This window comes from Sulfitobacter sp. F26169L, from assembly GCF_026410285.1.
Lineage (GTDB): Bacteria > Pseudomonadota > Alphaproteobacteria > Rhodobacterales > Rhodobacteraceae > Sulfitobacter.
In genome coordinates, this window is sequence record NZ_JAPMLP010000002.1 from 140874 (window position 1) to 155256 (window position 14383).

The window sequence follows — 14383 nt, forward strand, 5'->3', positions numbered from 1 at the left end:
TCAGAATATAATCGTGTCCACTGTCCCGTCGTCAAACAGTGTGGTGAGAGAACTGCGTTCACCGTTTTCGTCAAACATTGTCTCTTTTGTTGTCCAGACAAATATGTCGTCACCGTCTGTCAGCAGTCGTGACGTTTTTACGCCATCAACAAACATCCGTTCATCTATCTGACCATCATCATAGTGTATTTCTGACAGGACCAGTTCGCCCTCTGTATCATAGGTGTAGGTCCGCGCGGTCCAGTCGAATACATCGGCAGCGTCGTTGGTAAACGCCGTTTCGATCTTGCCGCTTTGGTATGTCTCGTTCAATTGGCGACCGTCGTCATAGTTCACCAATCTGCTCTCAATCACACCGGCTGCGTCAAAATCCTTGATGATGGTGGTCCACGCCTCGGTGTCCAGCAGATCATAATCGATGCTCTGGGACAATGTTCCATCAAGATAGCTTAGCGATTTGCTGCGGCCGCTATCATATTCGACGACTTTGGCCATGATAGTACCCGCCGCGTCAAAATCAGACGTGATGGTCGTCCAGGATTCCGTATCAAGCAGATCGGACATAACTGATCGGGACAGAGTGCCGGCTTCATATTCAAGCGCGCTGCTGCGACCGTTGTCATAAATCACCAGCTTTGATACGATTTGACCGGAAGCGTCAAAGTCGCTTGTGATACGCGTCCATGATTCCGTGTCGAGAAGGTCTGACGTGACACTCTGCGACAGGATACCGTCTGCATACTCAAGCGATTTGCTGCGCCCGTTGTCATAGGCCACCACTTTGAAGGTGATAACACCCGAGGCATCGTAATCTGTCGAAATGCTTGTCCATGTCTCCGTATCAGTCAGATCCGACTGGATTGACTGGCTTACGGTGCCGTCCACATAGGAAATCGCATTGCTGCGCCCGCTGTCATAGATAACGGTTTTCGACGTAATCCCACCGGCTGCGTTGTAGTCGCGTGTGATGCTTGTCCACGATTCTGCATCCCCCAAATCCGATGTCACTGTCTGTAACAGCGCCCCGTCGTCATAAGATGCAGTTTTCAACCGTCCGTTGTCATAATCGACAACTCCCGAAAGAATCACGCCCGCTGCATCAAATTCTTTTGTGATGGTTGTCCATGCCTCTGTATCGGCCAGATCGAACGTTACGCTTTGCACCAGATTGCCATCGACATAAGCAAGCTCTTTGCGCCGTCCGTTGTCATAATCGACAACACTGTCTGTAATCGCACCGGTATCATCATAGTTGGCCGAAATCGTGGTCCACGATTCGATATCCAGAAAATCGCTGTAGGTCGTCGCGGACAGTACGCCATCGACGTAGGCATATGTGTTGTTGCGACCGTTATCATAATCAATCGACTGAGATACCATTACGCCATCTGCACCGGATTCAATTACTATTGATTGCCACGGCGATACGTTCAGGGGATCGGCCCAAACCTCAGTCGCGCCGGTGTCTGTGAAACGTTTTTCGATCTCGCGGCCGTTGTCCTCGGCACGGTACGTCCGAACCAGCGCGCCGCTTTCATCCCTTTCTGTCGTGCGAAGTATCCAGTTATTGAGGTTGTCCGTGTCAAATTCCGTATCGGAAATGGCGAGCGGATCAGTAAAGACCGCACCTGAAAAATGCAGATTTTCGACAGACACCAGAACGTCAGTGCCGCGATCGGCATCAATATTCGACACCACATTCAGCACACCGCTGCCGACGCCGCTTACGGCATAGTCGATCGGTGCACCCAGATAGGTGACGGTATCAATGCCATCGCCGCCGACAACAGCATCGTCACCAATGCCGCCAGACAGCGTATCGTCACCGTCACCACCGTGCAGCGTGTCATCACCCGCACCGCCATCCAGCGTATCACGACCGCCCATTCCGGAGATTACATCATCCAGAGCAGTTGGAAGCGGCTGACCGTTCACCGTATTTTCGGGATCGATCAAATCATCTGTTTGCGCGCCGGTCACAACCAAGCCCGAAATGGTTTCAACCACGTCCGTTACGGACACCTGCAATGTCTGTTCAGATGAACGCGCCCCGTCACTGGCTGAAACAGTCAGATCATACACATTGTCGCCCGCTGCGTTTTTCGGCAATTCAAAATCCGGGGGGGCAATAAATGTGACTTCGCCCGTGACGCTATCAATCGCAAAATACGCCGCGTCCACACCGCCGGTTATGGCGAAGTTTACAGGATCACCGTTCTCATCCGTAGCGGTGATCTGCGTTACGGCCGTGTTGTTTTCCGCATGGGTCAGGCTGACAACAGGGTCCCCGTTACCGGATGTGATAACGGGAGCCTCTGCGCCCTCTGTACTGGCAAGGTTCAGCGTTATCGCGCGGACGGTGTTCGCCTGTCCGTCCGATGCAGACAGTTCAAGCGCGATCTCACCGCTCAGGTCTCGGGGAGGGGTGCCCGACAGCGTACGCGTTGCGGGGTTGAACGTAAGCCAGTCGGGCAGCGGCGCGCCTTCGGGTCCGCGCACCGTCAGAACCAGTGCATCACCATCCGGATCAACAGCCACATCGACGGGAAGCGTGATAGACAACGGCTGTTCCTGAACACCGTACAGCGCGCTTAGATCCGCCAGGACCGGCGCGTCATTCACCGCCTCGACAAGGACTTCAACCCGTGCAGTTGTTGCCAGACCGCCTGAATCCTCCAGTTCATACTCAAACCATCCGGTGCCGGAGAAACCCACATCCGGTGTCACGATAACCTGACCGTCTTCGGTCAGCTCTGCCGTAACATTTTCGGACCCCAGAATACGGGTCAGGACGATGGCCTGCCTGTCGGGGTCGCTGTCGTTGGCTGTCAGCTGGGTCACGAAGATGGCGAGAGATGTATCCTCGACGACGCTCAGCATGTCATCTTCCGCGACGGGGCTATCAGAAGTGCCAAGCACATCAATCGTCACTGTTGTCGGGACCTCGAAACCGGTTTCGTTGGTCAGCGCATAGCGCAGCTGTATCTCACCAAAGAAATCCTGAATTGTTGTCAGCCGCCACAGGCCGTTGTCCAGCTCGGTTATCTCCGCTTCAAAACGGTTCGGACCGACAGTTTCCAACCCGAGGAATATCACTTCGGAGCCCAGCGGAATATCGTCATTGGCCATTAGGTCTGCGGGATCAATGTCGAGGTATGTGTCCTCTATCATTTCGTATCCTGCGTCGGACACGGCAACGGGCACATCGAACAACGGCATGACCAGAACGGTCGCGTAACCTGTATTGGTCGCCCCGTGTTCATCCGTGACCCTATAATGGAAACCACCGTCACCGAAATATCCCGCACGGCCAAGGAATACCGCCTGATCCCCGTCACGACGAACCGTGCCGTTATCACCGTCAAACACTTCGACAATTGAGAATGTATCGCCCTCGACATCGCGATCATTGAACAGCAGGTCTGCAAAATCAATGCGGAACTCTTCGTCCTGCGTGCCAAAGAAATGCCCGTCAGGGTTGGCGATCGGCGCGTCATTCACAGGCTGGATGTCAAAGACGATAGAAGCTTTTGCGCCCAGACGCCCGTCTGAAACAGCGTAACCGAAGGTTACCGGTCCTGTGACGTTTTCATCAGGTACAAACTGATAGCGCCCGTCCGGCAACTCCAGCAAACGGCCATCCGCCACTTCCGACTGAAGCGACTGGAAGGTGATTGTGTCGCCGTCAGCGTCCAGATCATTGGCCAGCAAGTCCGCGGCGGTGAATTCAAACGGTGTGTCTTCATCGACAATAAACACATCCGTGACCGCTTGGGGCGCGCGGTTGGTGCTGATCACATCGACCTCGACGCGTCCGGTGCTTTCGCCGTGGCGGTCATCGGTTACGGTATAGGTGAACAATGCATCGCCCGAGAAATCCGGTGTGGGTGTAAATGTGATCTGGCTGCCGTCATACGCGACAGTACCATTCACAGCCTCGCCCACCCCGACAAAGCGGATCGGATCACCATCTGCATCACTGTCGTTTGCCATCAGTTCGGCGGGAGTGAGAACCAGAACCCCGTCTTCCAGCACGTTCACCTGATCGGTGGCGGCCACCGGTGGGTCAAGCAACGATATCACGTCAAGCACGACCGTACCCGCTACTGCCCCTTCGGCATCATCTGTCAATGTATATGAGAGCCGCTCTTCTCCGGCAAAGCCCGGTGTCGGCGCGTAGGTGACACTGGCCCCTGCATTCCCATCAAAACTGGTGCTGACAACTTGCGTACGGGTGGTCGTGCCATCCGAATTGCTGAATACAACGTCATAGCTGCCTGTCACATCCAGCGGCACTGTCGCGCTCAATGTGCCGGTCAGGGTATCAACAACCATCCAGTCGGGTGTTTCACTGCCATCCGCAAGCGCGACAGACCATGTGCCACCTGCAAGCGGCACCAGCCCATCAGGTGCAGCAATCGTCACCGTACCCAGTGCAATGCTGACAGCGCCGTTTAGCGGTGTTCCGATCTCAGTGATGCGCAGGGCATCACCATCATCATCACGATCGTTCAGCAACAATTCGGCAATTGTAAAGGTGACCGACCCGTTTTCATAAAGCGAGATAGTGTCATCGTTGGCGACCGCAAATTCGCGTGTCGCGACAACATTGAAGACGATATTCGCAGGATCAGCGCTTCCGCCGCCTTTTTCATCTTCGGCGTCATAGGCAAAGGCAATACTGCCGTTGAAGTCTTTGGGCGCGGTAATGTCGATACGTTCGGGGAAATCAATTACGCTGAAGGGGGAGTTGTTCCCTTCCGCGATCACTGTAAACTGCTCGTCAACGACGAATTCAGTGATGATCGACATGTCCGGCAGCGCACCGCCGCTTACATCAATCCGCACCGGCACCGCGCCCACGTATTCTGATGGCGGCGTACCGGAGAAGGTTAACGTGGTGTCATCAAAGCTGATCCAGTCGTTCAGCGGCGCACCGCTTTCGCGTGCCACGGTGAGGGTCGGAGTGCCGGATGCATCCAGACCAAACTGCCCCGATGCTTCAAGCAACGGATCGCCTGCCAGCACCGCATTGATTGCGGCAAGCTGCGGATCGGTCGGGTCAATCACAAACTCCAGCGTAAAGCCGCGGTCTGCCAAGGTGTATTGATCTTCTACATCGGGGTCGAGCGGTGCGGTCGGCGTAAAGACAATCTGCACCCGCGCCATTTGATCCTGATCATCAATGCCGAATTCCGATACATTCAGGCTGCGCGTTGCTGCATCAAACGTCAGCCAGCTTGGCAAAGGACGCCCGCCATTCACCTGCGCGCTGAACTCTCCGTCAGAGATATCAAAGGTCGCGACCTGATCTGCGTCTTCGTCAAGTGACCAAGTGGTCGCTTCACGAATGGTGAAACCCGCCAATACAGTCGGCTGGACACTGATGCCGGTTGCCAACTCATCGGCGTCGTCTTCCGGATCCCACGCAAAGCGGTTCACATAGATTGCACCGCTGGAAGGGTCGCTCAGGAATACGGCAACTTCTACCGGATCTGTCTGTGTGTCGGGGACGCTTCCCGAGAATGTCATGCTGGCCGCGTCAAAGAACAACCAATCCGGTAGATCGGTGTTATTCGGTGATGTGGCACGGACAGTATAATCAGGCGAGAGGAACCGGCTGGTCAACTGGCCCAGCAGCTCTGTTTGCTGGAAGAACAACACATCGCCATCCAGATCCAGATCATTGCCAAACGCCTCGGCGGGGATCACATAGAGCGGACCATCTTCCAGCCCTCTTACCACATCATCGCGCAGCACCGGACCGTTGTTCACCGGCAGAATGTTCAGATGCACAACAGCAGTGTCTGTCAGGCCAAGGCCATCACTGATCGTGTATTCAAAACTGGCCGGACCGTTGTAATTTTCGCGCGCAACAAACTCGATCATGCCATCTTCGTTCAGTCTGACTTTGCCGTTTTCGGCAAAGCGATAGACTTCTTCAAAGACAACTGTGTCATCATCGGGGTCGGAATCGTTCAGCAGCAGATCGGCGGGATCAATTATGGTCATCCCGTCCTGAAGCAGGTTAAAGCCACGGTCATCACGCGCCACAGGCGGTAGATTCTGCGGCCGCACCCGAATTCCGAAATCAAGGGTCGCCTCTGCCCCCAAAGCATCAATCACATCAAACGAGATCGTCGCGTACCCAAGGACCGCAGGTGTGAACTCAATAATGCCGGTATCAGGATCAAAAACCTCGACACCATTGCGCGAAGCGTTACCGTCTGCCGCGATGTGCAACCCGACAAATTCGAATTCATCGCCTTCGATATCATAAACGCGTGACATCAACTGGTCGACGGTAAAGGTTGTCACCTCACCCAGTTTCGCCCAGGTCAATCCGTCCCGGATGCGCGGCGCATCGTTGACAGGTGCAAAGTAAATTTCGACATCTGCGGTGGATGTAGCACCATCGTTATCCGCTAGCACATACCGGAAACCGGCAAAGCCGAAGTGATCGGGACGGGATTTGAACTCGATATACTGGTTGTCGATCTTCCATGTCACATCAGTGGCAGGACCATCATAGTTTCGCTTGTCCCAGTAGGGGCGCAAATCCTCGCCAGCCAGATTGGTCAGCGGTTGGGCCGACACAATGCGCAAGCCCTCCATCTCGTTATCACCATCCACATCGTAATCATTGGCCAGCAGGTTTTCGATACGGATACGCAGCGGCACATCCTCGATACCGTACTGCAACGGATCATCGTTTGCGACAGGTGCATCGTTGACAGGTGAAAGATTCACTTCGACGCGGGCCGTGGATTCACGACCCAGCGGATCACGAACCGTATAGGCAAAAAACGCATCGCCATTGTGATCCTGCGCGCCTAGGAATTCGATCATGCCATCCGCGTTGATGGATGCCGTGCCGAATTCTCCGTTTTGAACAGATACAAGCACCAGATCCTCGACCCCGCTTTCGGCATCGTTTTCAATCAGGTCGGCAGGGTCGATCAGCGCGACTTCGTCTTCGACGCCAAGGCGATAGATGTCGTTCATTGCATTGAAACGGCCATCGCGCAGTCCTGCCTGAATGGCAGCACGATCCCAAATGGTGCCGTCTTCAAAAACAATTTGTTCAATTCCGCTTGCTTCACCAAGGAAGTGGTCTGTCACTGTCAGCGTGTCGATCAAATATCCATCGTCGCGCTCAAGCTCGACAAAGAGATCATCCCCGACCTGCAAAAGCGATATGTCTTTGGTGGCGATTCCTGTGCCAAGGATCAGGCGATCAATCTCGGCCCCGCCGCCAATGTCGGTGACGATATCCGCGCCGCTGTCAAAGCCGAACAGATAGTCATCAGCGCCCAATCCGCCCTGCAGGGTGTCGTTGCCGAAACGCCCGTCAAACACGTCGGCACCACCGCTGCCAATGAAGGTATCATCATGGATGGAGCCGATGACCTTCTCGATCGAAATCAGCGTATCACCCTGCGCCTCACCGGCAACCCCCTGCCCAAGGAACAGATCAACCGTAACCGCCTCATCCGCGCGGGTATAATCAGCCACATCAAAGCCCAGCCGCCCGTCCATCAGGTCAGCGCCGCGGCCACCACGGAAGGTGTTATCGTTGTCATCGCCGCGCAGTGTATCATTGTGATAGCTGGCCTGAATGATCTCGATCCCGTCGAGCGTATCGCCCGCCGCATCACCGCCGGACGCCGTCCCTGCGGCGAGATCGATATCGATCCCTTCAAGCGAGAGCACATAATCGGCCGTGTCTACACCATCGCCCCCCACAAGGCTGTCTGCCCCGCGTCCACCTTGGAGCAGATCGTCACCGTCAAGGCCAGTCAGGGTATCATCGCCACGACCACCAAAGAGCGCGTTTGCCCCTGCATCACCTTCCAGATTGTCAGCAAAGTCCGATCCGATCAGGTTTTCGATATCATTCAGTATATCGCCTTCGGCTTCGCCTCCACTGGCAGTATTTTCATCCAGTGAAATCTGGATCGCCTGTGCAGAATTTTCGTAACGCGCCCAGTCGTTTCCTGTGCCGCCGTCTAGGTTGTCTGCGCCAGTGCCGCCCTCAAGGGTATCATCCCCCGCGTCACCATGCAGATCATCATTGCCGCCGCGCCCGATCAGTGCGTCACGGCCACCCTCGCCACGCAATATATTGCGGTTGTCGTCCCCGCCCAGCGTGTCGTTGTAGCCAGTACCTTCAAAGCCTTCGAGACCGACATACCGGTCGCCTTCGGCATGACCACCCTGTCCGATCAATGTCGAAAGATCGGCCCGCACACCCGTGTTCGATCCGGCAAACTGCAATATATCAAATCCGGTACCGCCGCGCACTTCGTCAGCGTCATCGCCTGCATTGATCAAGTCGTTGCCAGCACCGGCTTCGATCAGGTCGGCACCCGAACCGGTTTCGATGGTGTCATCACCATCCAGCGCTACAACCCAATCGTCACGACGATACCCATGGATTTTCTCGGAGAGGCTGTTGCCCTCAATGTAATCCACCAGAGGTGATCCCGACAGCTCTGCACCGTAGAAATCCGCGACAGATGCCGTCGCAAAACCGGTATCTTCCAGGCCAAATTCGTCAGCGATCCGGTACTCGATTGCAACTTCGCCACTGTATCCCGCATCAAACCGCGCCACGAGGAATTCCTCGCCGCGGAAGGTGACCACCTCGAATGTGCCCAGCGACACGCGATTGCCTTGCGCAAGCTCTACAGGGTCGTAAACCCCGTCCACCCCTACAAAGGTCGGGCGTGGGCGATCGGGGTTGTCCAGATCGACATCAATGATGCCGTCCTTGTCGTGGTCGGCCTGTTCGATGTCATAATCGTTAAACACCATATCTGCGACGCGGATAACCAGCGGCACGTCAAACGGCGTTACAAAACCTACATCGTCAACGACAGTCGGATCATCGTTTGATGGCACAATCTGGATATCGACATAGCCTTCGTCGGTCCCATCCGCACCGTCAGACAACAGATAGACAAAGCCGCCCGCCAGTTCCGCATCGATATTTGGCGTGTACAGGAAATCACCGTTTTCGTCCTGTTCCAATGTGCCATTAAACGAAAATGCAGCATCAAGACCAAACTTGAAGAAGTCCGACACAGGATCAGTCATGCGCCAGCCGATGATTTCGAGTGTATCGTTGTCAACATCGGTATCGTTGGCCAACAATGTGCTCAGGCGGATAGTGGTCGGAATATCTTCGGGTACAAGGAACTGGTCGGACACCGCAACCGGTGCCGCATCTGATGTTGTCTCGAAGAACAGTGTCACCTGTCCGCCATCGACCGCACCTTCGGGGTCTGTCACCGAATAGCCGAATGTGGCTGTTCCCTGATGACCGGCATCCGGGGTGAAGGTGATGATGCCATCTTCAACCACCAGATCACCGTTTACAGCACCGGTTGCGTTTTCAAACGTGACGGCAAGGCCTTCGACATCATAGTCGTTCTTGAGCAGCTCAAGCACCGGAATTTCCAGCGCAGTATCCTGAAACCCGCGCAGGATATGCGAAAGTTCATCGTCGCGGTAGCGGTCGTCGCGGGCGACGGGGCGGTCGTTCACGGGCTGATAGGCCAGCGTAACCGTAGCGGTGTCGCGCCCGCCCTGACCGTCATCAACGGTGTACTGGAATTGCGCCTCACCGTTGAAATTGGCGTCAGGCTCAAACAACACAGTCTGGTTTTCCAACAGCCGCGCTGAGCCGCCGATAACGCCAAAGACACGGGCAATCTGCAATTCACCCAGTTGATTGGTGTCATTGGCTGTCAGGCGATCCAGCCCGATGATCACCGGATTGTCTTCAAGCAGCGGCGCACCAAGGTCGGTCGTGTCAAAGTGATCGCTGCGGGCATCCGTGCCATCGTTCACAGCATCGATTGTGACAGTGACCGTGCCTGTATCGCTTAACCCGTCGGGATCTGTGACCAGATAGTCAAAGCTGGCAGTGCCGAAGAAATCCTCGGCCGGAGTGACCAGAATATTTCCGTTGTCATCCAGCGTTACGCCCAGCTCGGGTGAATTGATCACAGCACTGATGGTCAACAAATCACCATCCACATCGCTGTCATCAGCCAGCAAAGATGCGGCGCTGATGACGAACGGCGTATCCTCAAACCCCGCAAATCCGGCATCATCACCCGCGATAGGCGCGTCGTTTTCTGGTGTGACGTTGATATAAACCATCGCCACTGCCGCCCCGCCTTCGGGTGTGTTGGCCACATAGCTGAATTGCGCCTGACCATAGAAGTTGGCGACAGGCGTGAAGCTGATATCCCCATTGCTGGACAGGGACACGGTGCCATTAACCGCATCAAAAACCGATCCGACGATCATCCGGTCGCCATCGATATCGTTGGACAACAACCGCTCGACCCGCAGGGTCAAAAAACCGTCTTCTTCAACGGTGAAACCCGTGTCATCGAGCGCTTCGGCGACAGGCCTGACATTCACCGAAATTTCAGCTTCGGCAAAAGCGTTGCGGTCATCAGTGATCACATAACGGATTGTGGTTGCGCCGATAAAGCCGTCAGCAGCTACAAAACGCACATTGCCGTCACCATCAATCAGCGCATTGCCCGCCGCGCCCCCGTCAACGGAAACAAGGCGGAGCGCATCACCATCGGCATCAAAATCATTTTCGAGGATATCCAACAAACCAATTTGCAATTCCTCACCCGTAGTGACGGCAAAGAAGCCATCATCAAGGGCCACTGGAGTGTTGTTCTCCAGTAACGTCAGCAGGGTGTCACGGGTCCAGATGGTGCCATCATCAAACAGGTATTGTTCAATCGACGTCGCATCATCCGAAAGCGCGTTGATAACTGTCAGCGTGTCATCGGGGTTGCCCAGAAACCCGAGCTTGACCGAGGTGCTGCCCTGAAACAGGCGCGTTACGGTTGTGGTATCCGCCTCAAATCCCTGCATAGAGATTACATCAGTCTCTGTTGGGCTTGCTCCGCTGTCCGATACACGGTCGTGCCCGTCCCCTACGGTATAGACATACTGGTCAGCACCTTCATGGCCGTCCGCCGCATCATCACCCTGACCGAAATCAATCAGGTCATCGCTGGCAAAGTCGTTTGCATAATCGTCATCATCGGTCTGGATGTCGATCAACGACTGCGCACGCATCTCTGCGCGGGTCCAGACGGTATCATCCGCAAAGCGGATCGACAGGGTGCTGTTGCCAACGTTCCGGTCGCTCAGCGCGTTCACCAGAATAATCCGGTCCCCTTGCGTGAAGAAGGTCAAAACCAGATCGTGACTGTCAGGCCCCGCACGCACGGCAGATTCCAGATCGGCTGGGGTGTAGTCTGTCAATTCCAGCACATTGTTGCCGCGCCCGAATGCATCAATGCGATCATCCCCGTCACCGGATGCATAACGGAAGGTATCATCCCCGAGCAACCCTACAAGCAGGTCATCGCCCAACCCGCCGGCCAGAATGTCATCACCATTGGTGCCATAGATGACATCGTTTTCATCAGAGGCCTGCGCATCGCTAAGCAATGTCCCGATTTGGGCGATGGTGTATTCGGTTCCGCTGTCCTCAAGGACAATACGTTCGATACCACGCCCGTTTTTGGTCAACCCGTCTGCAATGATGATTTGATCGTCGCTGCCAACAAAACGTATCGTCAGATCACCGCCGCTGGTGCCCAGACCGTTAAACACCAAATCCTCCGGTGCGTAGCCGGTAATGATCAAGGTATCATGCGCCGAGGACGCTGCATCGCGCAGGATATCGCGGCCATCTCCGGCAGCAAAGAGGTAGGTATCATTGCCCGCGCCACCGCTCACACGGTCATTGCCCAGGCCGCCATTTAGCAGATTGTCGGCAGCATCACCAAAGATGTGGTCGTCCAGAACGGTCGGTACGAACGAGAGCAGATCGGAAATGCCGAGCTCGGTACCATCAGCAAAGCGGATTGTTTCGATCCGGCCTTCACCCAGCGCATTATCAATGCGCACACGGTCGCCATCGCTGCCAAAGGCAAGGATCATCGCAGAGCCGTCACTGGATTGGGCAACCCGCAAGTCATCGACGCCAATGCCTGCACCGAGGATTAGCACATCCGCAGCCCCGCCGGTGTCAACGATGCGGTCCTGATTATCGCCAAGATCAAACCGGTAGGTATCATTGCCCAAGCCGCCTTCGAGCAGGTCGACACCACCATCACCGCGCAGATCGTCATCACCACCCTGTGCAACCAGCCGGTCATCACCATCCTGCCCGACAAGTGTTTCAGCAGCATCGCTTCCGAAGGTCACATCGTCACCCGCCGTCGTGGCCAGTGCCATGCTGACCAGATCGCCGGTTGTCCAGACTGTGCCATCGTGAAAACGGACTTCGGCCAGCGCCATTGCAGGATCGGGCATATGCCCTGTATCAATGCGGTCACCGGTGCTGTTGATTTGCAAGGTGATTGTCGGTTGTCCCGCAACCAAAACCACATCCGAAGGCGAAATTCCGGCGCCGAATTCGATCACATTCGCCCCGAGCGCATCGGAGATCAAATCCAGACCGTCACCCGAAGCAAAGGTGTAGGTATCGTTACCGCCACCACCGCGCAGCGTATCATCACCCACGCCGCCATGCAGTGTTTCATCGGCACTTGTGCCGGTCAGGTCATCATTGCCGCCCAGACCATCAATTGTCGTACCCGCCAAAATTGCAAGCGTGTCATCTGCAGGGGACGCAATCATGGCGCGGCTTAGCAAATCGGTTCTGGTCCAGATTGTACCATCGTCAAAAACAACTTGCTCGATATCGGTTTGCACGATCTCCGCGACAGCATTGACAAGACGGACGCGGGTATTACCCCCCGTTACGCGCAATTCCAGATCATCACCGATCTGCACAACAACCATGCTTTCGGGTGTCACGGTTGCGTCGAACTCCACACGATCGGTGCCATCCGGATCGACGATTGTGTCGTGCCCGTCCATCGCGCCGAACAGGTAGATGTCGTTTTGAGCGCCACCATAAATGGCATCGTTTCCGGCGCCGCCGTGGAATACGTCGTTGCCCGCAAATTGGGCATCACCATCCCCGCCGCGCAATGTGTCATTACCGGTGCCGCCTGACAGGGTATCATCACCTGCGCCGCCGGACAGATCATCGTGGCCTGCTTCGCCAGCGATCAAATCATTTCCAAACCCTGCAAGAATCAGATCGCCGTCTGCACCGCCGGCAAGGGAGTCATTGCCCGCAAACCCGCGAATGGTATCTGCACCGCCGTTGCCAAACACCAGATCACCCAACGGGCCACCTGTTATCATGTTTGCGCCGTCATCACCGCTCATTCCGCTGTTGTCGCGCTCCAGCGTGACACCACCGAAGTTTGCAGGCGTCAGCGTGGCTGCGTCAACGTTCAACAGACGAATGACAGAACGGCTGCCGCCCGCGTCATCGGTCAGGACAATTGTGGTGTCAGCGCCATCCTGAACCAGCTGCAGACGCCCGTTTACAAACGGGTTCGGTGTGGCTGACGACAGGCGCAGAATATCGCCCAGATCACCCGCTGCAAAATCGGTGATCACATCCTCTGCGATATCACCCGACAGCGCGTATCCGGGTAGGTAGCGGTAAATGTCGCGACCCGTGCCACCGGTATAGGTGTCGGTTGCGTCGTCGGCCAGAATATCACCAAAGATGTCATCACCGGCGCCGCCATCCAGCGTATCCGCGCCATCACCACCTTCGATGTAATCCGCCAGCGCAGTGCCTGTCAGGGTTTGATCGGTTGCATCGCCATAGATCGCAGTTCCGTCGATGCCCAGATCAGGCTGAACACGGGCTTGGATCTCGGCAAAAGTAAGGGTTTGCAGACTGTCGGTCAGGACCAGCTGTTCAATCCGGCCCGCGTCACCCGCAAATGCTCCGGCCACAACAATGCGGTCTGTGCTTCCGGCGAACCGCATGGTCAGATCATCACCGTCTGCCCCAGTGCGGGAAAAGCGGATTTCGGTGAGATCATAACCGCTGATCTGCAACGTGTCATCGGCGGCATCACCCATATCATCAATCAGGGCCATGCCGTCACCCGCCGCAAACAGATAGGTATCGCCACCTGCACCGCCTTGCAAAACGTCGGTTCCAGTACCGCCGCTCAAGTGATCCGCACCGGCACCACCCGACAGCAGATCGTCATCCGCGCCACCATCCAGCGTGTCATCGCCCCCTGCGCCCGACAGCGTATCATCGCCACCAAGGCCGGACATCTGCTCGGGCAGATCGAGGCCAGAGTAGCTGTCATCGCCCGACGTGCCCAACGTTGTGCGGCGCAGGATCTCAGCATTGTCCCACTGCGTTCCGTCTGCAAACTCGACGCTTTCGATTGCGCCGGTGCCCAGAAAATCGACAATCGTGATACGGTCGTCTGTGCCGGTTACG

At 55.8% G+C, this 14383-nt stretch carries 1 protein-coding gene (running past one end of the window); it reads right to left on the reverse strand.

The features are described 5' to 3' along the window. On the reverse strand, positions 1-14383 hold the 3' end of the coding sequence (locus OS189_RS18640) for a tandem-95 repeat protein (protein ID WP_323380219.1). It continues 17738 nt past the right edge of the window; the window shows 14383 of its 32121 coding nt (coding positions 17739-32121); its start codon lies off the right edge, out of view; it ends in the stop codon at positions 1-3.